Below are 21,292 nucleotides of genomic sequence, written 5' to 3'. Positions count from 1 at the left end.
GACCGACGAACAGATCCATGGGCATGGCTCCTTGACCAGTTAAGCTTGAGGAGCCTGCCCGCAGATTGAAATCCTGTCACCCCCGCAGCGGGAGCGCCACGGGAGCCCCAATCATCCGATCTTTTTTATGAGGTTAGTTGAAGCTTGGCGGCTTTGAGAGGTCGCTGCTCGGTGCGGGCGGGTCGATGAGCGGCGCCAACCCGGGTGCAGTGCCCTCTCCGGGCGCGCCGAGCGGCAAGCCGAGGCCGCCTCCGCCAAGGCCGGGCAAGGCCGGCATCTCGATCTTGACGTCGTCCGGGTTAATCGTCGGCCCCTTGTAGTGCATGACCATCTGCGGGAAGCTGATGACCAGGGCGACCATAAGAACCTGAATGCCCACGAAGGGAACCGCGCCCCAATATATCTGGCCCGTGGTGACCGGCTCCATGCGTCTGCCGGTGATCTTGTCGAGATAGGGCACGCGCGCCGCCACCGAGCGCAGGTAGAAGAGCGCGAAGCCGAAGGGCGGATGCATGAAGCTCGTCTGCATGTTGACGCCGAGCAGCACGCCGAACCAGATCAGGTCGATGCCAAGCTTGTCGGCCGTCGGTGCGAGCAGCGGCACGATGATGAAGGCCAGCTCGAAGAAATCCAGGAAGAAGGCGAGGAAGAAGACCAGAATGTTGACGGCGACGAGGAAGCCGACCTCGCCGCCCGGCAGCGACGTCAGCAGGTGCTCGACCCAGAGATGGCCGTTGACGCCGTAGAAGGTGAGCGAGAAGACACGCGCGCCGATCAGGATGAAGATGACGAAGGACGACAGCCGGGTGGTCGAGGCAAGCGCCTGGCGAGTGATGTCGAGCGTGAGGCGTTTCTTGCCCGCAGCCATGATGAGCGCGCCGACGGCACCCATCGCGCCACCCTCCGTCGGCGTCGCGATGCCGAGGAAGATGGTGCCCAGCACCAGGAAGATCAGCGCCAGCGGCGGGATCAGCACGATGATGACCTGCTGGGCGAGCCGCGACATCATGTTGAGGTTCATCGCCCGATCGATGATCGCAGCCGCGTAGATGATGACGATGCCGACCACGGCGCCCCAGATATCCGCGTCCACGCCGACGCTGGGTGTCAGCAGGACATGGGCCGTGTAGGCTACCGCGACGGCCACGACCAGCGCGACGGCAAGCGATGTGACGCCGTGGCCGAGCGTGCGGGCTTCAGGCGGAAGCGCCGGCATCGACCTGGGCCGGATGATCGACATGACTGCGATGTAGCAGATGTAGATGCCGGTCAGCACCAGGCCCGGTATCATCGCGCCCTTGTACATGTCGCCCACCGAGCGGCCGAGCTGGTCGGCCAGCACGATCAGGACCAGCGAGGGCGGGATGATCTGCGCCAGTGTGCCGGATGCCGCGATGACGCCGGAGGCAAGCCGGCGGTCATAGCCATAGCGCAGCATGATCGGCAGCGAGATCAGCCCCATGGCGATGACGGACGCGGCCACCACGCCGGTCGTTGCGGCCAGAAGCGCGCCGACGAAGATCACTGCATAGGCCAGGCCGCCGCGGATCGGGCCGAACAACTGGCCGATCGTGTCGAGCAGGTCCTCCGCCATGCCGGACCGCTCCAGCACGATGCCCATGAAGGTGAAGAACGGGATGGCCAGCAATGTTTCGTTGGACAACACGCCCCAAAGCCGCTCGGGCATGGCGTAGAGCAGGGGCCAGGACAGGTTGATGCTGTTGCCCGAAAAGGGGGCGAGCTCCACGCCGATGAAGAAGAAAAACAGGCCGTTGGCGGCCAGCGAGAATGCGACGGGATAGCCCAGCAGCAGAAAGACGATGAGCGAGCAGAACATGATCGGCGCCATGTTCTCGGCGATGAGATGCATCATGAGCGCACCTCGTCCGCAAGCGCCTTGCCTTCGAGCTCGGCCTGTTCATGCGCCGAAACGAACGGGTTCGGATCGTCGATGTCGCCGCGCATCACCGCGATCTTCTTAATGATCTCGGAGACGCCCTGGAAACCGAGCTGCACGAAGCCGATGAGCAGCAGCGCCTTGGCCGGCCAGAGGATCAGGCCGCCGGCACTGGAGGACATTTCGCCCGAGCGGACCGAGAGGCTCACATAGGGCACAAAATAGCAGATCATCAGGATGGTGAAGGGCATCAGGAAGAAGATATGCCCGAGCAGGTCGATCCAGTGCTGCACCCGGCGCGAGAACATGCCGTAGACGACGTCGATGCGGATGTGCTCGTTCTGCTTGAGCGTATAGGCGGAGGCGAGCAGAAAGGCTGCGCCGAACAGGTACCATTGCAGTTCCAACCAGGCGTTGGACGAGATGTTGAAAGTCTTGCGGACGACGGCGTTGCCGGCGCTGATCAGTACGGCCAGCAGGATGAGCCAGGCGACCGATCGGCCGATGAATTCATTGACACGATCTATGCATCTGGAAAGAGCAAGTAGCCCTGCCATGCGGTTCCTCCCCGGTGGTGCCGTTTGTTCCCTCCCGACGGCGCCCTTTCCGCATGGGTAAAATGGCCGGTGGCAATGCGTCAACAACGCTATGGCACAGCTGCCGATTGAGTTGTGCCAGCATGGCCGGGAATCCGCCGTTCCCGGTTTTCGTCTGCAACGAAAGTCTTAGAGGCTCTGGCGGTAGGATTGCTGCGTTTCCTGTCCGCCGAACCGCAGCACCAGCATCACCACCAGGAACAGGAATATCCACCCTTCACGCCATTCGATGGGGAAATAGCCGCTCCAGAGGGACTCGGCTATGCCGAAGCAGGCGGCGCCGGCCGCCGCCTGGATGGGGGAGCGATAGCTGCCGACGGCGGTGACGAACAGGATTTTCAGGCCGAACACCAAGCCGCTGCCGAAGCCGATATTGCCGAAGTAGAGCGCGGCGAGGATGCCGGCGAGCGCCGCGCACAGCGTTCCGAGCAAGACCGCGCCGCGAAAGACGAGGCTCGTGTCGATGCCGCACATGGCTGCGGCGGCCGGATCGTCGGACACGGCGCGCAAGTCGCGGCCGAAGCGCGTACGCGCCACCGCCAGGCCCGACGCCGCCAGCGCCGCGACTATCAGGGCGCAGTTCAGCAACTGCATGACGGTGAGCGTGACCTTGTAGCCGTCGCCCTCGGCGAAGACGACCGGGGTGGCGAGCATAGGCGGCAGCCAGAAATCATGCGTCTGGGCCGAGATGCGGGCAAGCTCGGTCAGGAACAGCAACACGCCGAGCGTGGCGACGACGATGGCATTGGGCGAGCTTTTCGCCAGCGGCTCGAATACATTGCGCGACAGCACGATGCCGGTGAGCGCCGCATAGCCGAAGGTCGCGGTTATGGCGACGGCAAGCGTCATCGGCAGCGTCATCCACAGCACCTGCCAGCCGAATACCGCGATGAGGATCATGGTCTGGCCGCTGAAGGCGAAGATCGCGCCATGGGCCAGGTTGGTCCGGTGCAGCACGCCGTTGATCAGCACATAGCCGAAGGCAAGCAGCGCATAGATCGCGCCTATGTGCAGGCCGTTGAGGAACTGCTGGAAGAAATAAAGCATGCCTCGTTCATCCGCCGCGCAGCGATGTGCATGAAATGAAGTTGCGTCCAAAGTTCTAACTTGTCAAAGGCAATTTACTGGTTAGATTTGGCCTATGACTGTTTCTTGGACCCAGCATCGTTTTTCCGGTGGCGTGTTGGCGCTCGATGCCGCCAATACGGTTGTCCTGCGCGGCGATCCGGAGCGCTCCTTCGACCGTTTCGAGTACGCAGCCGAGCTGCCGCGCTTTGCTGCTGCCGCCACGCGTTTTCGCGCGGCAGAGCTCGGCGCGCGGCAGCTTGCCGTCAGCGACGCGGAGGCAATCCTCCCCACCGTGCTCGCCATCCGCGAGACGACCGACCGGCTGTTTCGCAACGCTGTCCGGCAAGGCGGGGTGGCGACGGTGGATGTGCCGGAGTTCCTGCGCGCCTGCGGCGACGGGCTTGCCGGCCACGACGAGCATTTCGGGGCGCCGGAAAAGCCTTTCGGCGATCCCGGCAAGCCGCTGGCGTTGGAGGTGGCGCTGGCCGTTTCGGCGCTGTCGCTGATGACGGCCGACAATCTGCGTCGGCTCAGGATCTGCCCGAACTGCCGCTGGCTGTTCATCGATCGCAGCCGCAACTCGAGCCGCCTGTGGTGCGACATGGCCGTGTGCGGCAACCGCCAGAAGGCCAAACGCCACTATCGCAGGCAAAGGGAGGAGGTTTCCTATGTCTAACGCTACGCATATGCGCCCGTTTCTGGCCGCCCTGCTTGCGGCGCCGCTGCTGCTCGGCGCTTGCCGCGACACCGGCAAGCTGTTCGAGCTTTCCGGGCGGCTGGTGGTGTTCAACTACCGCGTCTCGACAGTGACCTATGTGATGACGCTGAACCCTCTCCAGCCCATCGCCGAGGGGATGATGGCCGTCACCACATTCGAGAACCCGGCCGGCGGCGAGCCGCTGGTGGTGAGCCAAAAGCTGTTTCCCAACAATCAGAAGGTGACGATTCAAAGCCCGCCGCTCGAATGCGTCGTGAAGGATCATCCCTACAAGGTTTCGATCCGCATCGAGAAGGCTGGCGGAGGCGTGCTGCAGGATATCGAGACGACCATGGTGTCGTCGCAGGACGAGAACGTGTTGCCGGACCGACCTCTGACGGTCGGGCCCGGCTACGATCCGAACCCGGAACTGGCGGGGCATCCCGACGGCCGGCTGCCAGGCGGGCGCGGCGTTTCCTGCCCGGCCGGCAGCTGAGCGGCGGTTTCAGAAAGCTGGGGAAATTCCTGACCCGAGAACTGCGCGTTTCGCGCGCTTGTCCAGTCAATCTGCGGCTGTGGTTCTTGCTCTCCGTGAACGGTGACGCTTTTCGTTTGACCTGACCATCAAGTAAAGAAACAGTAACCATGCTGTTTCGATCGCTGCGGTTGCGAGTCGCCCGGTCGCAGAGGAATGCCCCGATGACGCTGCACGACGTTGCCCTCGACGACAAATTCGACCTCGGCAAGGAACGCGTCTTCCTGTCGGGCGCGCAGGCCGTGGTGCGCATGCTTTTGATGCAGCGCGAGCGCGACCGGCTGGCCGGGCTCAATACTGCCGGCTTCGTTTCCGGCTATCGCGGCTCGCCGCTGGGCGGGCTCGATCTGCAGCTCTGGAAGGCCAAGGCGCAGCTCAAGCAATCGAACGTCGTCTTCGAGCCGGGCCTGAACGAGGAGCTGGCCGCGACGGCTTGCTGGGGCTCGCAGCAGGCGGAGATTCTCGGCGAAGGCAAGTATGACGGCGTCTTCACGCTCTGGTACGGAAAGGGGCCGGGCGTCGATCGCTCGGGCGACGTGTTCCGCCACGCCAATCTCGCCGGCTCATCGAAATATGGCGGCGCGCTCGCCCTGATGGGTGACGACCACATGGCCGAATCCTCGACCAATGCGCATGCCACGGAATTCCTGTTCGTCGACACGATGATGCCGATCCTGAACCCGGCGGGCGTTCAGGAACTGATCGACTACGGCCTCTATGGCTATGCCATGTCGCGCTTTTCCGGCACGTGGACGGCGATCAAATGCGTGAAGGACAACATCGAATCGACGGCTTCGGTGGACGCCTCGCTCGACCGGCTGAACATCGTGCTGCCGGAATTCGACATGCCGCCCGGCGGGCTCAACATCCGCAACGAGCTCGACCAGCTTGGCCAGGAAGCGCGCCTGCACGAATATAAGCGCGCGGCGGCCAGCGCCTTCATCCTCGCCAACAAGCTCAACCGCATCGTCTATTCCGGCGGCTCGAAGGCCAAGCTCGGCATCATCACCGTGGGCAAGAGCTATCTCGACGTGCGCCAGGCGCTGGACGATCTCGGCATAGACGAGCGGCGCGCCAACCAACTCGGCGTGCGCCTGTTCAAGGTCGGCGCCCCCTGGCCGCTCGATCTGGAGCACATTGCCGAATTCGTGCGCGGGCTGGAAACGGTCATCGTGGTGGAGGAAAAGCGCTCCCTCATCGAAGTGCAGGTGCGCGAAAACCTCTACAATACGGCCACGCAGCCCATCGTCATCGGCAAGAAGGACGAGCGCGGAAGCTGGCTGTTCCCGGCCAAGGGCGCGCTCGACCCCAACGACATCGCCATTGCGCTGGGCGAGCGCATCCTGAAAGTGATCGGCCCCTCGGAGGAAATTTCGGCCCATGTCAGCCGGCTGCGCCAGTTCCAGGCGATGCTGGCCGATACCAAGGACGTGGGCGCGCGCACGCCCTTCTTCTGCTCGGGCTGTCCGCACAATACCTCGACCAAGGTGCCGGAAGGCTCGATCGCCGCCGCAGGCATCGGCTGCCACTTCATGGCGCTGTGGATGGACCGCTCGACGATCGGCTTTACCGCAATGGGCGGGGAGGGCGTGCAATGGATCGGGCAGGCGCCGTTCTCCAAGCGCGACCACATCTTCCAGAATCTCGGCGACGGCACCTACAATCACTCCGGCACGCTGGCGATCCGCTTTGCGATCGCCGCCGGCACCAACATCACCTACAAGATCCTCTACAACGACGCCGTGGCGATGACCGGCGGCCAGCCGCATGAAGGTGGGCTGACCGTCGATATGATCGCGCGGCAGGTGCGCGCCGAGGGCATCGATCGCATCGCCGTGGTGACTGACGAGCCGGGCAAATATGCCGGCCACGTCGAGTTTCCGGCAGGCGTCACGATCCATCACCGCGACGAGCTCGACCGGGTGCAGCGCGAGCTGCGCGAGGTCAAGGGCGTGTCGATCCTGCTCTACGACCAGACCTGCGCGGCCGAAAAACGCCGCCGCCGCAAGCGGGGCACGTTCCCCGATCCGGACAAGCGTGTCTTCATCAACGAGCTGGTCTGCGAGGGCTGCGGCGATTGCGGCGTGCAATCGAACTGCGTGTCGATCCAGCCGGTGGAGACCGAGTTCGGTCGCAAGCGCAAGATCGACCAGTCGAGCTGCAACAAGGACTTTTCCTGCGTCAACGGCTTTTGTCCGTCCTTCGTGACGGTGCATGGTGCCAAGATCCGCAAGGCGGAAGGCATTGCCGGAAAATCCGACCCGCTGGCCGGCGTGCCGGAGCCAAAGCCGTTCGCGCTCGGCTACGGCTGGTCGTCGATCATCGATGGCGTCGGCGGCACCGGCGTGGTGACCGTCGGTGCCATCCTCGGCATGGCAGCGCATCTGGAAGGCAAGGGCTGCGGCCTCATCGACATGGCGGGCCTGGCGCAAAAGGGTGGCTCGGTATTCACCCATGTGCGCATTGCCGCGACGCCGGAGGACATCCACGCCATTCGCGTCTCGGCCGGCAAGGCCGATCTCATTCTGGGCTGCGACCTCGTCGTTTCCGGCGCCCAGAAGGTGCTGGCCGCAGTGCGCGAGGGGCACACCATCTTCGTCGCCAACACGGCAGAAGTGATGCCCGGCGAGTTCGCGCGTTCGGCCGATTTCTCGCTCCCCACCGAGCGACTGAAGAAGGCTATCCGCGACGCGGCGGGCGACGAGCGCTCGCACTTCTTCGATGCCACGCGCACGGCAACCGCGCTGTTCGGCAATTCGCTCGGTGCCAACATGTTCATGCTTGGCTTTGCCTATCAGCATGGCGGGCTGCCGCTTTCGGCCGAGGCGATCGAGAAGGCAATAGAGCTCAACGGCCAGGCGGTGGCCATGAATGTCGCCGCCTTCCGCTGGGGACGGCGTGCTGCGCATGAGCCGGAATTCGTGCGTGGGTTGATTGCCCAGCCCGGCCGGTCTGCTGGCGAGACGGCGCCGGCGCAGACGCTTGACGAGATCATCGCCCGCCGCGTCGAGTTCCTGACCGCCTATGAGAACGGGACTTACGCCGAGCGCTATCGCCAGCGCATCGAGGCGCTGCGCGCGGCTGAAGCAAAGGCCTCGCCCGGTTCCACCGTCGTGACTGAGGCTGCGGCGAAAAACCTGTTCAAGCTGATGGCGATCAAGGACGAATACGAGGTCGCGCGGCTTTACACCGACGGCTCCTTCGCGCGCCAGCTTGCGGCGCAGTTCGGGAGCTATGAGCGGCTGGAGTTTCACCTGGCGCCGCCGATCCTCGGTCGCCGCGACGCCGACGGCAAGCCGCGCAAATCGAGCTTCGGCCCGTGGATGATGAAAGCTTTTGGTGTTCTTGCGGCTCTCAAGGGCCTGCGCGGCACGGCCTTCGACGTGTTCGGCTACACCGCCGAGCGACGCATGGAACGCGAACTGCTGGTCCAATACGAAGCTGATCTCGACCTGATCGGAGGCTCGCTTTCGGCGGTGAAGATCGAGGCGGCGACAGCCCTGGCGTCGGTGCCGGCGCTCATCCGCGGCTATGGCCACGTCAAGCAGGCGAACGCTGCCAAGGCGAAAGGCGAAAGGACGCGTTTGGTCGAGCGCTTTACCGCTCCGACGGCTGCCGCGTTGCAGGCCGCCGAATGAGCCGGGGGCGCCATCTTCGGCCGTAGGCTGTGCTAAAGTGTTGTTTTCTACGCGTTTCTTTGCGTGTTTGGCCATAAGCCTTTTTTAAGGCGGCTGCAGTATTGCTAGGGTCCCAACGTGGGTTGCAGGCGTGGCAACGGCGAAGAAAAGTGACATTCCGGTCGATCTGTACATTCCGTTCGTGGAAACGCTGTTCCGCGACGGCTTGACACTAGCGGTCGGCTTTTCTGCGCAGATACTACTGATCTGCCTGGTATACTGGAAGACAGAAGATTCAATATATCTCGCACTTGCTGGCGCCATGGGCCTGCTGGCAGTTCTTCGTCTCAGGCATATCAAGAAATATAGAAAGCTACCGAGCCCAAAGGACTATAGCGAAGCGCGTCGCCGCGAGAATGATTATATTTTTTACGCGTCGCTGCATGGATCCCTTCTCGGGTCGTTTTGCTTCCTGGGTATTTACTTCGCCCATGACAATTTTGCCGAGATCGCGTCGGTTTGCGTGACTCTGGCGTCGGCTACTTCGATAGCTGGCCGAAATTACGGGTCTCCGAGGATGGTCATGATCTTCATCATGACGCTTACTTGGCCGATTTCGTTGGGATTTATTTTGCGTGGGGATGTCTATCACATCCTGCTGGGGCTTCTTTCCATTCCCTTCCTGTTTGCCATCAGGCGCTTTGCCGACATGGTTCGCGATGTATTGTTCACCGCCCTGTCGGAGGAGAAGAAGGCAAATCGCCTTGCCCAGCGCTTCAATCGCGCCCTCAACACAATGTCGCATGGCCTCATGATGCTCGGGCCGGATGGTAAGGTCCTTGTGGCGAATGCCGAGGCCGCACACCTCATGTCGGTCAAATCGCCGGATGTACTACTAGGACGATCGATCCATTCGCTACTTAAGCGCGGCGTGGCGGGGGGCATGCTGGCGCCGAGCGACTGCCGATACGTTGAGGCCCAGCTGACGCGGGCGCTTCGCGAGGGGCGGGACCGCAAGGTCCTGGTTTCATTTACGAACGGCCAGCATTACGAATTCTCGGCGCGTGAAGGCGATCAGGAACTCGGCGTCATCACCTTTGAGGATGTTACTCAACGCGTCGAGGCGGAAGAAAAAATCCGCACCATGGCTCGCTACGACAGCCTGACCGACCTGCCGAATCGCGCTTATTTCCACGAGATCGTCGCCGAGTTGATGGCGGCCGGTGACAATGAGCGTCTTTGCGCGCTCGCGGTTTTGGATCTCGACGATTTCAAGAGCGTCAACGACACGCTCGGGCATCCGGTCGGCGACGGACTCATCTATGCAGTGGCTGAGCGACTCGCGACGGTCGCCAACGAGAACATCAAGGTCAGCCGTTTCGGCGGCGACGAATTCATGATCTTCTTCAACCGTGTCGAAGACCCGAACCATCTGGGTACCATGCTCGACACAATTTTCGCCGAACTGCAGGGCGACGTCGATGTGGCCGGCCACGTGCTGCGTATTCAAGCCAGCGGTGGAGCCGTGCTTTCGCGGGTCGCGGATGGCGATGTCGATTCCATGATCGTCAAGGCGGACCTGGCCATGTACAAGGCCAAGGAGCTTGGCAAGAACGGCTGGCGGCTGTTCGAGCTGTCCATGGATGCGGCTTTCCGCGACAAGCAGCTCCTGAAAGCCGATTTGCGTAGCACCGTCGAAGCCAAGGGCCTGCGCGTGGTGTTCCAGCCGATCGTGGCGATGGAAACGATGCGCATCGCCAGTTGCGAGGCGCTGTGCCGCTGGGATCATCCGGACCTCGGTCCCATCTCGCCGGCCGTGTTCATCCCGCTTGCCGAGGAAATGGGCATCATCTCCGAGATCAGCACCTTCGTGCTGCATGCTGCCTGTCAGGAATGCATGAAGTGGCCGGAGCAGATCGGTGTATCGGTCAATCTCTCGGCCAAGGATTTCCGCTCCCGCGAAGTGGTCGAGAAGGTTGCCGCGGCGTTGGCAACGGCAGGTCTGGCGCCGCATCGACTGGAAATCGAGGTCACCGAAACCGTGCTCCTCGACGACAAGTCGCATACGCGGGCGTACATCGAAGAGATCAAGCAGCTTGGCGTGCGGATCGCGCTGGACGATTTCGGTACTGGCTATTCGAGCCTCAGCTATCTGCACAAGCTGCCGCTCGACAAGATCAAGATCGACCGCAGCTTCCTCATCGACGTGACGCGCAACAAGCGCTCGCTGGAACTGCTCAAGGGAATCGTAGACCTCTCGCGCCCTCTGGGGCTGGCCGTCACGGTCGAAGGGGTCGAGACCTTCGAGCAGCTCAAGACGCTCGCTTTGATCGTCAAGCCCGATCTCTTGCAGGGTTTCCTCTTTGGCTCGGCGCTTAGCGCCTCTGGCATCGAGACGATGTCGAGCACGATCTGGCCCTTCGCCAGCGACATGAAGAACAGCGCGCGCGGCTGATTGGTTCGGGCTTTAGCGCCGACCGTCGGGAATCGGTGCGCGGCCCATATGGAGGGCGCATCGTGCGTTCGGGCGCTTGCTCCTTTACCAAAGCTATTAACCTTAACGCTTGGTAAACAATAAGTTTTCCATTTTTACCTTTACATATAGGGAGCCGCGAGTACCCTTCGCGCAGTGCGGGGTATTACGGGGAAATCATGACTGATTATGCGGCGAACGCTGGCACGAGTGCCGGCTCTGGCCAGTCTGTTGGCGCGGAAATTTCAGCTTTTGCGCGCAATGTGTCGGCCCTTCTGGAGCGGACGGAATATCGCCGTTGCGATACGGGCGAAGATCTGGAGGACGCCTATAGGTTGCGATACAAGTCCTATAGGTTGAGCGATATGGTCTCGGAAAACAGCGACCATACGATCCATGACGCTCTCGACGAGACTCCGAATTGCTACAAGTTCGGCATCTACATTGACGGTACGCTGGTCAGCACGCTCCGCATCCATCATGTTACCGCGGAGACGCCGGAATCGCCGTCGACCATGGTTTATGGCGATATCCTTCGGCCGATGTTGGCGAAGGGGGCGAGCTTCATCGATCCGAGCCGCTTTGCAGCCGATCCGGACTGGTCTCGCGTCTATCCTCAGATACCTTATCTCACCCTGCGCCTTGCAGGCATGGCGTGCTTCCACTTCAAAGCCCCGTATTGCCTGTCGACGATCCGGGAAGAGCATGCAGGCTTTTACAAGCGCATCTATTGTTCCGAGCAGATCGGCGAGATGCGGGATTATCCGGGGCTGAACTATCAGGTCGTGCTTTATCGAGCGGATGTAAGCGCGATCCGCGAACGTTCGTTCACGCGCTTTCCGTTCTTTAAATCGACGGCGTTGGAACAGCGGATGCTCTTCCAGAAACCGGGAAAGGGCGAAGTGGCCCCGCTGACGATCCTGCCCACGGCAAAATATCTCAGCGACGCCGCCTAAGGGCGGGGGGCGGCGTGGCGCGAGCTATGCCGCCGGCTAAGTTACTCCCAGCGAAATCAGCGTTGTGGTGAACTCTTTCGCCGCTTCGACGTTTTGGTCCGGGGACGCAAGTTTGCCACTAGCGCTTTTGCACCCTTCGGTTCGGACGTTGCGACGCCGGCCTTGGCCGGCGTCCGTGAAGAGGGAAACCAGATGACCATTTCGTCTTTGGCCATAACGCCACTTGTTTCGCTGATCGCCGGCATCCTCATTTTGGTGATGCCGCGGCTGCTCAACTATATCGTTGCCATCTATCTCATCGTCATCGGCCTCGTCGGCCTGTTTCCGCATTTGGCCGGATAGCCCGCTATGAAGGGCTTACCACCGCTGCGCGTAGCTGGCGCGCAGGGTGCCGCTGGGGCGCTGGGCGGCAAGGTTGTCGATATTGGCGCTGAGATTGACGCCACGCATCACCTTCTGTTCGACGCCGACGCTCGCCTGCCATTCCTGGTCCCTGGTCGAGCGGGTGCTGCGCGCGAACAGCGCTGTTCCCTTGGTCTTGGAAAGGACACGGATGGTCTTGCTGGCGCGGGCGTCGACGCGGCGGTCGCTGGCGGTGCGGTCGTAGTCGAGGCTGTAGAGGTCTTCGATCTGCGCCGCCAGATCGGGCGTCAGGTCCAGCGAGAGTGACTTGCTCAGCCAGACGGACCGCCGGCCGGTGAGGCCGTTCAGCCTGACCTCGATCTGCGCGTCGCCGCCGTCTTTCCTGTTTGATGGCAGTCTCACCGAACTCCAGAATTTCACCGGGTTCGCCGTGCGGGCGGGAGCGAGATCGCTCTGAAAGCCAGTGAAGCTGATCTCCGCGCCGGCGCTGGCCTCCAGCTCCGTCGGCAGATGGCTGCCCATGCGCATGGCATAGGATGAGTCCGATGTCTGGCTCGGCGTCCAGATCAAGGGCGTGTCGGATGCCTGCGCCGCTTGCGCGAGCGGCAGGGTGGCGGAGGCGAGGCACATGGCGCTCGCCAGGGTGCGAAGCTTCGAATGCGTCATGCTCGTTCCAGGTGGCCACACGCTTCCTTCGGGGAGGGCAGGAGCCGATTGGTGAGATTTTCAGGAGGTCTAGCAGCTTGAGCTGGCCGGCCAAAACACGAATGCGCGAGCCGCTGCATTCCCGCTTTGGATGTTGTAGATAACACACGCAATATTTGCCGGTTTTCCTGCCTTCGGCATCGAAACGAGCTGACCGGCGTCGCGTCCGAGCGAATTTATCCGCCAGACCCGTCCTCGGCGGGGCATAGCGACATCACGGCCATTGCCCTAGCCGCCGCTTTTCGGTATGTGCGCAGAAACAGCTTTAGGAGGTTTTTTTATGGCTGACCATTCGCCTGCCGGTCCGGTCGAAACGGGCGCCCAGATGGACTATCACGAACATGAACGCACCTATGCCACGTTCCTGACGATGGCCAAGTACGGCACGCTCGTCTGCGTGGCTCTCATGATTGCGATGGCCTTCGGGTTCTTCACCACTGCCGGCTTCTTCTCCGCGACCGTTCTCTTCATCGTCATCTGTGCCATCGGCGGTTTCATCCTCCGCTAAGCAGCACAGTCTTTCGTCTTGAGGCGCTGGGCCCGGCGCCGTGCCGGGCCGCGCCGGTGGTGTTTTAGCCGAGGGGGCCCGCGCCGTGACGCAGACGATCTTTATTCCGAAGGAAATCGATCCTTCCGAGCCGCGCGTTGCGGCATCTCCTGAAACGGTGAAACGGCTGACCGGCCTTGGCTTCGACGTGATCGTCGAAGCCGCCGCTGGCCTCGGCTCGCGCATCACCGACGCCGATTTCACCACTGCCGGCGCAAAGATCGGCAAGACCGCCGACGCGGCCAAGGCCGACGTCGTGCTGAAAGTGCGCCGCCCGACCGATGCCGAGCTCAAGGGCTACAAATCCGGCGCGGCGGTCATCGCCATCATGGATCCATATGGCAACGACGCGGCGGTCGCCGCGATGGCCAAGGCCGGCATCACCGCCTTCTCCATGGAATTCATGCCGCGCATCACCCGGGCGCAGGTGATGGACGTTCTGTCCTCGCAGGCCAATCTCGCCGGCTATCAGGCGGTGATCGATGCGGCGGCCGAATATGACCGCGCGCTGCCGATGATGATGACGGCGGCCGGCACCGTGCCCGCGGCCAAGGTGTTCATCATGGGCGTCGGCGTTGCCGGCCTGCAGGCCATCGCTACCGCGCGCCGGCTAGGCGCTGTCGTCACCGCCACCGACGTTCGCCCTGCCGCCAAGGAGCAGGTCGCTTCGCTAGGTGCGAAATTCCTCGCCGTCGAGGACGAGGAGTTCAAGGCGGCCGAAACGGCCGGCGGCTACGCCAAGGAAATGTCCAAGGAATACCAGGCAAAGCAGGCCACGCTTACGGCCGAGCACATTGCCAAGCAGGACATCGTCATCACCACCGCGCTGATCCCCGGCCGGCCGGCTCCCAAGCTGGTTTCGGCCGCGATGGTCGCTTCGATGAAGCCGGGTTCGGTGCTGGTCGATCTGGCCGTCGAGCGTGGCGGCAATGTCGAGGGCGCAGTTCCTGGCAAGGTCGTGACTACCGACAATGGCGTCAAGATCGTCGGCCATCTCAACGTGTCGGGCCGTGTCGCGGCATCGGCTTCGCTGCTCTACGCCAAAAACCTCTATGCCTTCCTTGAGACCATGGTCGACAAGGGAACAAAGCAGCTGGCGATCAACCGCGAAGACGAGCTGGTCAAGGCCACCATGCTGACTGACGGTGGCAAGGTCGTACATCCGGCATTTGCCAATGTCGTCGTGGCCGAGCCTGCGGCGAAGGCCGAGCCGGAGAAGGCTGAGCCGGCAAAGCCTAAGGTCGCCAAACCGGCGGCTGCCAAGAAACCGGCGGCGGCCAAAAAACCTGCGGTCAAGAAGTCCAAGGGGGATGCGTGATGGAAAAGACCTCTCTCGAACAGGCGCTCGACCAGCTCGACCAGGCGGTCGCGGCGGTGCGCCTCGGCGTACAGGATCTGGTGCATGGACAGGGCGCGGCGGAGGCAGCCGGCGCTGCCGCGCATGCGGTTTCCGGCGGGGCGATCGATCCGTTCGTCTTCCGCTTCGCCATCTTCGTGCTGGCAATCTTCGTCGGCTACTATGTGGTGTGGTCGGTGACGCCTGCGCTGCACACGCCGCTGATGGCGGTGACCAATGCGATCTCCTCGGTGATCGTGGTGGGCGCGCTTCTGGCCGTCGGCATCGCAGCCTCGGGCCTGGCCACCGGCTTCGGCTTCGTCGCTCTCATGCTGGTTTCGGTCAACATCTTCGGCGGCTTCCTCGTCACCCAGCGCATGCTGGCCATGTACAAGAAGAAGGAAAAGTGACGTGAACGCCAACTTCGCTTCCTTCCTCTATCTCGTCTCCGGCATCCTGTTCATCCTGGCGCTGCGCGGCCTGTCGCATCCGACGACCAGCCGGCAGGGCAATATCTACGGCATGATCGGCATGGCGATCGCCATCGCCACCACGCTGGCGCTAGCCACTCCTTCGTTCGGCGGCTTTGGCCTGATCGTGCTCGGGCTTGTCATCGGTGGCTCCGTGGGCGCGGTGGTGGCCAGGCGCATCGCCATGACCGCGATGCCCCAGCTGGTTGCTGCCTTCCACAGCCTCGTCGGCTTTGCCGCCGTGATGGTGGCCGCGGCTGCGATGTATGCGCCCGAAAGCTTCGGCATCGGTTCGGCCGGTGCCATCCACGGCCAGGCGCTGGTGGAAATGAGCCTTGGCGTCGCCATCGGCGCCATCACCTTCACCGGTTCGGTCATCGCTTTCCTGAAGCTCGATGGCCGCATGTCGGGCAAGCCGATCATGCTGCCGGCGCGCCACCTCATCAATATCGCGCTGGGCGCGGCGCTGGTGGCCCTGATCGTGACGCTGGTGCTGACCCAGAGCCATTTCGTGTTCTGGCTGATCGTGTTGCTTTCGCTGGCGCTGGGCGTGCTGCTCATCATCCCGATCGGCGGCGCCGACATGCCGGTGGTGGTGTCGATGCTCAACTCCTATTCGGGTTGGGCTGCGGCAGCGCTTGGCTTCACGCTGGGCAATCTGGCGCTGATCATCACCGGTGCGCTGGTCGGCTCGTCGGGTGCGATCCTGTCCTACATCATGTGCAAGGGCATGAACCGCTCCTTCATCTCGGTCATCCTCGGCGGCTTCGGCGGCGAGACGGCTGCGGTGGGCGCTGGCGACGGCGTCGAGCGCACTGTCAAGCAGGGCTCGGCCGACGATGCGGCCTATCTGATGATGAATGCGCAGAAGGTCATCATCGTGCCGGGCTACGGCATGGCGGTGGCGCAGGCGCAGCACGCCTTGCGCGAAATGGCCGACAAGCTGAAGGCCAATGGCGTCGAAGTGAAATACGCCATCCACCCGGTCGCCGGCCGCATGCCCGGCCACATGAACGTGCTGCTGGCCGAAGCCAACGTGCCTTACGACGAAGTGTTCGAGCTCGAGGACATCAACTCGGAGTTCGCGCAGGCCGACGTGGCTTACGTTATCGGCGCCAACGACGTGACCAACCCGTCGGCCCGCGACGACAAGTCTTCGCCCATCTACGGCATGCCGATCCTCGACGTCGACAAGGCGCGTACCTGCCTGTTCGTCAAGCGCTCTCTCGGCTCCGGCTATGCCGGCATCGACAATACGCTGTTCTATAAGGACGGCACGATGATGCTTCTTGGCGACGCCAAGAAGATGACCGAAGAAATCGTCAAGGCAATGGACCATTGACGCATCGAGAAATCCTGAAGGGGTCGGCTTAGCCGGCCCCTTTTTCTTGCGCGGCGGCATTTGACAGCTTGCCGGGTCTGGATAGACATGGTTGAAATTGGCCAAGCCGGCACGCAAGACCGGTATCGAGCGTCGGGAACGCAGGCCATGAGCACAAAAATGGGAAATCGAACAATGAAACGGATTGTTGCAGCGGCAGCCGCACTGGGCTGCGTGATGGCGGGTGTCGCTTCGGCTCAGGCCGGCGAGACGCTGGATCGCGTGATGAAGAACAAGGTTCTCCTCGAAGTAACCGACCAGGCCTATCCGCCGTTCTCCTTCATGAACGACAAGGGCGAGATGGACGGCTTCGACATCGACGTGGCCAAGGAATTCGCCAAGCGCCTCGGCGTCGAGTTCAAGGTCGAGACGCCGTCCTGGGCGATCATCACCGCCGGCAACTGGAAGGGCCGCTGGGACATCTGCATCTGCTCGATGACGCCGACTAAGGAGCGCGCCGAAGTGCTCGATTTCACCAACGAGTACTATGCCGCGCCGGCCGTCATCGTCGTCAACAGCGACAACACCGACATCAAGACCGCCGCCGACCTGAACGGCAAGAAGCTCGGCGCCGAAGCCGGAACGACCTATGAGAAATACATCGAAAGGCAGCTGGTCATCGACGTCCCCGGCGTGGACCCGGTGAAGCCGGAGTTCCCCTTCGCCGACGCGACCGCCGTGCCCTACGATTCCGAGGATACCGCGTTCCAGGATCTGGCGCTCGGCAGCGGCAAGCGTCTCGATGCGATCGTCAGCGGCTATCTGACCGCCAAGGAGCGCGTCGAGAAATCCGGCGGCAAGTTCAAGATCGTGGGCGACACGCTCTATGCCGAGCCGATCTGGGTTGCCGTGGACAAGGGCGATCCGGAATGGGACGCCAAGATCAAGGAAATCTTCACGGCCATGGAGGCCGACGGCACGCTGGCCAAGATCTCCGAGAAGTGGGTCGGCAAGGACATCTCCAGCAAGCAGTAATCTGGTGGCAAGCGAGACAATCGAGGCAACCGAGGGCGGGACGCTTCTCCCGCCCAAGGTCACCGACAAGCGAGGCCGGTTCTTTCAGCTCAGGGTGGCTGGCGTCTGGGCGGTGCTGTTAGCGCTGTTCGTGCTGTTCTTCCTGAGCTTCGGTCTCGATTTTCCCTTCATCGTCGACAAGTTCCCGGCAGTCGCCGGCTTCAAGCTGACCAAGGACGGTTTTATCCAGGGCGCGGCGCTGACACTGTTCGTGTGCTTCTTCGCCATAGCGGCGTCGATCGTGCTCGGGCTTCTGTCGTCCTTGGCGCGGCTGTCGAATAGCGCCGTGTTCTACGGTCTGTCGACCTTCTACACGTCGTTCTTCCGCGGCACGCCGCTCCTGGTGCAGATCTTCCTGATCTATCTCGGCCTGCCGCAGATCGGGCCGGTGCCCGCTGCGATTCCGTCGGGCATCATTGCGCTGTCGCTGAACTATGGCGCCTATCTCAGTGAGATTTTCCGCTCGGGCATCCTGTCGGTGCCGCTGGGGCAGCGTGAGGCGGGCGCTTCGCTCGGCCTGCATCGGCTGCAGATCATGTGGAAGATCGTGTTGCCGCAGGCGATGCGCATCGTCATCCCGCCTACGGGCTCGCAGTTCATAGCCATGCTGAAGGATTCGTCCCTGATCTCGGTGATGGGCGTGTGGGAGATCATGTTCCTCGCCCAGTCCTTCGGCCGCGCCAGCTATCGCTATATCGAGATGCTGACGACGGCGGCGCTGATCTACTGGATCCTGTCCTTCATGTTCGAAATGGTGCAGGCCAGGCTCGAGGCGCATTACGGCAAGGGCTACAAGCGCTGACCTTTGACCTTTGCCCGGCCGTCAAGCGACGGCCGGTGCTCCCGGCCGCCTGATCAGGCGGACCGCCGCGCTCACGCCGATCAGCGTCAACGGCACGAAGGCGATGAAAAGCCAGCTCGCCACATGCCGCGCGGTATCGCCTGACAATCCCTCGGCAAAGCCGGCGGCATTGGCGATGATGCCGCTGGAAGCGGCGCCCACCGCATAGCCGATGCGCTGCATGGTCGGCACGGCCGAGGAGGCGACGGTGCTTTCCGCAGGCTTTGCGGCAGCGACGATGACGCGCGTGACGAACGGCCAGGCCATGCCGAAACCTCCGCCTTGCAACAGGGCGCAGAACAGGATCAGCGGGATGGAGCCCGACGGCACCGCGTAGGCGAAGCCCGCGACGCCGGCGGCGATCATGGCTGCGCCCGTCACGATGATTGTCTTCTCGCGATGCACGGGTGCGTTGGCGACGGCGATCGACAGGATGGACCAGGCGATCGACTCGGCGGCGATGATGTAGCCGCTGGTGAGCAGCGAGATGCCGTGCAGGCTGGTGAGCAGCAGAGGGCCGTAGACCGTGAAGGAACAGGTCGCGATCGAGAAGGCGGCCACCATGATCATCCCGCTGCCGACGGGCGTGTGCCAGTCGAAGGGGCGTGAAGGGAAGAGCCGCGACAGGGGCTTGCGCGCATCGAGAGCGAAGAACAGGCCGAGCCCGGCAAGGCCCAGGACGAGCAGCACGGACGAGCGTAGCAATTCGATGCGCACGCCGGCGAGCGCGATCAGCACCACGCTGGCCGCCAGCGTGGCGAGCGCTACGAAGGGGAAGGGCGGCAGCGTGCCGGTGGCGGCCTGACGGCGCGTCGCCGCAGGGCCGCGCAGCACCGCAAAGCAGGCCAGCGCCATGCCGCCGCCGCCGAAGAAGAATATGCCGAAGGCCCAACGCCAGGAAAGCAGCTGGGCGATCACTGCACCGAGCATGGGGCCGCTGAAGGCGGCGACGCCCCAGACCGCCGACATGACGCCAAAAAGCTGCGGCCAGATGTTGCGCGGAAACAGCCGCTCGACCGAAACGAAGGCCAGCGACACCAGCGCACCGCCGCCGAGACCCTCGATCAGCCGGCCGGTCAGGAACACGGGCATGGAAGGCGCCAAGGCACAGACGACGGCGCCGGTTGCGTAAAGCAGTGCCGCGACCACCATGTTGGTGCGCAGCGGCACATAGGTGACCAGGCGCCCGGCGGCAGCACCCGCCACGATGGCGCCGATCTCGTAGATCGCGAGCGACCAGCCGACGAGCTCGACGCCAGAGAGTTCGCCGACCATGGCCGGCATGACGGTCGCCACCATGGTCTCGTTGGTGGCGTGCAGCAGAATGCCAAGCGAGATGAAGACGAAGCGGGCAAGGTCGCCGCTGGCCCACAATGCCCGCCAGTCGACCTGGGTCTTTTCAGTGCTCATGCGTGGTGCCCCTCCGAGGCGGGCTGGATGCGATAGGCGCAGCGGCGCGCGCCTTCGAGGATGTAATCGATGCGTTCGACGCTGACGTCGTCGCCCAGCACCTGCCGGAAGAGGGCAAGCTCGGAGCGGCAGAAATTGCGGCAGCTGCTGGCTGCCGCGCAGATCGGGCAATGGTTTTCCGCAAGCAGCCAGGCACCGCCCGGCAGTTGCTCGGCTTCGGCGAGATAGCCTTCCTGCGAGCGGATTTCGGCCAGCGCCGCCACGCGCTCGCCTATGCCGTGCAGACCTGCAAGTGCGGCATCGTAGCGGCGCAGCATCTGGCGCTCGCGCTCGCCGATCAGCCGGTCGAGCCCATCCTCGCCGAACAGGCCGCGCACCGAATCCAGCATCTCGACGGTGAGGACGGCATGGCTGTCGGGAAAGCGCTTTTGCGCCTCATCGGTCAGCCGCCAGTAGCGCTCGGGCCGGCCGACGCGGCCGGCTCGGTCCTCGAAGGCGACGAGACCGTTTTCGAGCAGGCCGTTGAGATGCTTGCGCGCGCCTGGTGCTGTGATGTCGAGGTGGATGGCGATAGCCGCCGTCGTCTGGTCGCCGCGGAATTTCAGAAGCCGCAGGATGCGGTCTTCACTCGGACTGATGTCTGGCATGACGTCCACTCAATTAAGAAACCATTTGGTTTTTAAATCAGATGGACATTGCGGGCAATGGATGGACGATGCTGGATCAAGCGATCCGGCGTCACTGGTGCAGAGAGGGATAAAGCGCATGGCGGCCGGCTCGCTATGCCGGCCGCCATATCGCCGGATATGGGTTACTGGATGTCGCTGACCAGTTCCAGCTTGGCGGCCGTTGCCGCCGCGTTGACCCCGCTTTGGCCCTGCACGCTCAGTGGTTGCAGGGCAAAGGTGTTCCAAAGTCCGCCGACGAGCAGATTGGCGCCCACGCCTAGGCCGGCGGTCGCCTCGGCATTGGCGCCCACATACCAGCCGGCCAGCCGCCCGGGCAGATAGGCGTCCCATGTCGGGGCGATGACGCACCATACCAGCTTGCCGTAGTCCGTCAGGCCGACATCGATGCCGAGCTTGTCGATACGGCCATGGTAGGTCTCCAGCGGAAAGCTGCTGTCGATGCTCTGGAAGGTGCAGGCGACCGCCTTGCTCGAGCCTATGATGAAGCTCGCGCCGCCGCCGATCGCGCAGGTGAGCGTGCCGACCCTGAAGCCGTTGGCATGCGCCTGGGTGGTAAAAGTCGATGCGGTCACGGAGGCGGCAAGCATTGCCGCCGCAATGAGGGGGGCTTTCATCGATTTGATCCCTTCGCTTGTGAAAATCGCTAATAACAAAACCCCGGCAAATAGCGCCGATTGCGGGGATAACCCGGCAACGG

At 63.0% G+C, this 21,292-nt stretch carries 19 protein-coding genes; 12 read left to right on the top strand and 7 right to left on the bottom strand.

What is annotated here, in order from left to right; genetic code table 11:
- Positions 1 to 133 precede the first annotated feature (133 nt).
- The 3 genes from C7I85_RS13250 to C7I85_RS13240 form a co-directional block, all read right to left on the bottom strand.
- A complete protein-coding gene (locus C7I85_RS13250; protein ID WP_106724456.1) occupies positions 134 to 1,873 on the bottom strand; it encodes a TRAP transporter large permease in 1,740 nt (579 codons plus the stop codon).
- The gene (locus tag C7I85_RS13245; protein ID WP_106724455.1) at positions 1,870 to 2,454 is read right to left on the bottom strand and encodes a TRAP transporter small permease subunit; all 585 of its coding nucleotides are present in this window, start codon (positions 2,452 to 2,454) and stop codon (positions 1,870 to 1,872) included. Before C7I85_RS13245 ends, C7I85_RS13250 begins: the two co-directional genes overlap by 4 nt.
- Before the next feature lie 168 nt (positions 2,455 to 2,622).
- Complete coding sequence (locus C7I85_RS13240; RefSeq protein ID WP_106724454.1) at positions 2,623 to 3,540, bottom strand: branched-chain amino acid ABC transporter permease; 918 nt, start codon at positions 3,538 to 3,540, stop codon at positions 2,623 to 2,625.
- A 94-nt stretch (positions 3,541 to 3,634) separates the two neighbouring features.
- Here C7I85_RS13240 and C7I85_RS13235 point away from each other — a divergent pair, with 94 nt between their 5' ends.
- The 6 genes from C7I85_RS13235 to C7I85_RS13210 all read left to right on the top strand — a co-directional run bounded on the left by C7I85_RS13235 (position 3,635) and on the right by C7I85_RS13210 (position 12,181).
- A complete protein-coding gene (locus C7I85_RS13235; RefSeq protein WP_106724453.1) occupies positions 3,635 to 4,237 on the top strand; it encodes a CGNR zinc finger domain-containing protein in 603 nt (200 codons plus the stop codon).
- Positions 4,230 to 4,754: a hypothetical protein gene (locus C7I85_RS13230; RefSeq protein ID WP_106724452.1), complete on the top strand. Its 525-nt coding sequence runs from the start codon at positions 4,230 to 4,232 to the stop codon at positions 4,752 to 4,754. Before C7I85_RS13235 ends, C7I85_RS13230 begins: the two co-directional genes overlap by 8 nt.
- Before the next feature lie 149 nt (positions 4,755 to 4,903).
- A complete protein-coding gene (locus tag C7I85_RS13225; protein ID WP_106724451.1) occupies positions 4,904 to 8,431 on the top strand; it encodes an indolepyruvate ferredoxin oxidoreductase family protein in 3,528 nt (1,175 codons plus the stop codon).
- A gap of 562 nt (positions 8,432 to 8,993) precedes the next feature.
- On the top strand, positions 8,994 to 10,865 hold the full coding sequence (locus C7I85_RS13220; protein WP_428832852.1) for a putative bifunctional diguanylate cyclase/phosphodiesterase: 1,872 nt from the start codon (positions 8,994 to 8,996) through the stop codon (positions 10,863 to 10,865).
- A gap of 197 nt (positions 10,866 to 11,062) precedes the next feature.
- The gene (locus C7I85_RS13215; protein WP_245444921.1) at positions 11,063 to 11,839 is read left to right on the top strand and encodes an N-acyl amino acid synthase FeeM domain-containing protein; all 777 of its coding nucleotides are present in this window, start codon (positions 11,063 to 11,065) and stop codon (positions 11,837 to 11,839) included.
- A 192-nt stretch (positions 11,840 to 12,031) separates the two neighbouring features.
- On the top strand, positions 12,032 to 12,181 hold the full coding sequence (locus tag C7I85_RS13210; RefSeq protein ID WP_106724449.1) for a DUF3096 domain-containing protein: 150 nt from the start codon (positions 12,032 to 12,034) through the stop codon (positions 12,179 to 12,181).
- Between the two features lie 15 nt (positions 12,182 to 12,196).
- Here the strand turns inward: C7I85_RS13210 and C7I85_RS13205 are convergent, their stop codons facing one another.
- Positions 12,197 to 12,868 (bottom strand): hypothetical protein, encoded by a 672-nt coding sequence (locus C7I85_RS13205; protein ID WP_106724448.1) that lies wholly within the window; start codon positions 12,866 to 12,868, stop codon positions 12,197 to 12,199.
- Between the two features lie 319 nt (positions 12,869 to 13,187).
- On the opposite strand from C7I85_RS13205, the gene C7I85_RS13200 reads away from it, so the two are divergent.
- From C7I85_RS13200 to C7I85_RS13175, 6 genes are all read left to right on the top strand, one after another.
- Positions 13,188 to 13,415, top strand: coding sequence for an aa3-type cytochrome c oxidase subunit IV (locus C7I85_RS13200; RefSeq protein WP_106724447.1), 228 nt, complete (start codon positions 13,188 to 13,190; stop codon positions 13,413 to 13,415).
- Between the two features lie 85 nt (positions 13,416 to 13,500).
- A complete protein-coding gene (locus tag C7I85_RS13195) occupies positions 13,501 to 14,772 on the top strand; it encodes a Re/Si-specific NAD(P)(+) transhydrogenase subunit alpha (RefSeq protein WP_106724446.1) in 1,272 nt (423 codons plus the stop codon).
- The gene (locus C7I85_RS13190) at positions 14,772 to 15,200 is read left to right on the top strand and encodes a proton-translocating transhydrogenase family protein (protein WP_106724445.1); all 429 of its coding nucleotides are present in this window, start codon (positions 14,772 to 14,774) and stop codon (positions 15,198 to 15,200) included. Before C7I85_RS13195 ends, C7I85_RS13190 begins: the two co-directional genes overlap by 1 nt.
- Position 15,201: 1 nt before the next feature.
- Positions 15,202 to 16,602 (top strand): NAD(P)(+) transhydrogenase (Re/Si-specific) subunit beta, encoded by a 1,401-nt coding sequence (locus C7I85_RS13185; protein ID WP_106724444.1) that lies wholly within the window; start codon positions 15,202 to 15,204, stop codon positions 16,600 to 16,602.
- Positions 16,603 to 16,776: 174 nt separating this feature from the next.
- Positions 16,777 to 17,616 carry a transporter substrate-binding domain-containing protein gene (locus C7I85_RS13180; RefSeq protein WP_106724443.1) on the top strand — a complete coding sequence of 280 codons (840 nt, stop codon included), beginning with the start codon at positions 16,777 to 16,779 and terminating at the stop codon, positions 17,614 to 17,616.
- Positions 17,617 to 17,620: 4 nt separating this feature from the next.
- The gene (locus tag C7I85_RS13175) at positions 17,621 to 18,457 is read left to right on the top strand and encodes an amino acid ABC transporter permease (protein ID WP_210203039.1); all 837 of its coding nucleotides are present in this window, start codon (positions 17,621 to 17,623) and stop codon (positions 18,455 to 18,457) included.
- Between the two features lie 21 nt (positions 18,458 to 18,478).
- On the opposite strand, the gene C7I85_RS13170 is transcribed toward C7I85_RS13175, so the two are convergent.
- From C7I85_RS13170 to C7I85_RS13160, 3 genes are all read right to left on the bottom strand, one after another.
- A complete protein-coding gene (locus C7I85_RS13170; RefSeq protein WP_106724442.1) occupies positions 18,479 to 19,906 on the bottom strand; it encodes an MFS transporter in 1,428 nt (475 codons plus the stop codon).
- Positions 19,903 to 20,553 carry a helix-turn-helix transcriptional regulator gene (locus tag C7I85_RS13165; RefSeq protein ID WP_181257165.1) on the bottom strand — a complete coding sequence of 217 codons (651 nt, stop codon included), beginning with the start codon at positions 20,551 to 20,553 and terminating at the stop codon, positions 19,903 to 19,905. The genes C7I85_RS13170 and C7I85_RS13165 overlap by 4 nt, the downstream gene beginning before the upstream one ends.
- Positions 20,554 to 20,717: 164 nt before the next feature.
- Positions 20,718 to 21,209, bottom strand: a complete 492-nt coding sequence (locus tag C7I85_RS13160; protein WP_181257164.1) for a DUF992 domain-containing protein — start codon at positions 21,207 to 21,209, stop codon at positions 20,718 to 20,720.
- Positions 21,210 to 21,292 lie beyond the last annotated feature (83 nt).

The organism is Pseudaminobacter soli (ex Li et al. 2025), from assembly GCF_003012705.1.
Classification (GTDB): domain Bacteria; phylum Pseudomonadota; class Alphaproteobacteria; order Rhizobiales; family Rhizobiaceae; genus Pseudaminobacter; species Pseudaminobacter soli.
This window is presented reverse-complemented; position numbering and strand designations above follow the sequence as displayed.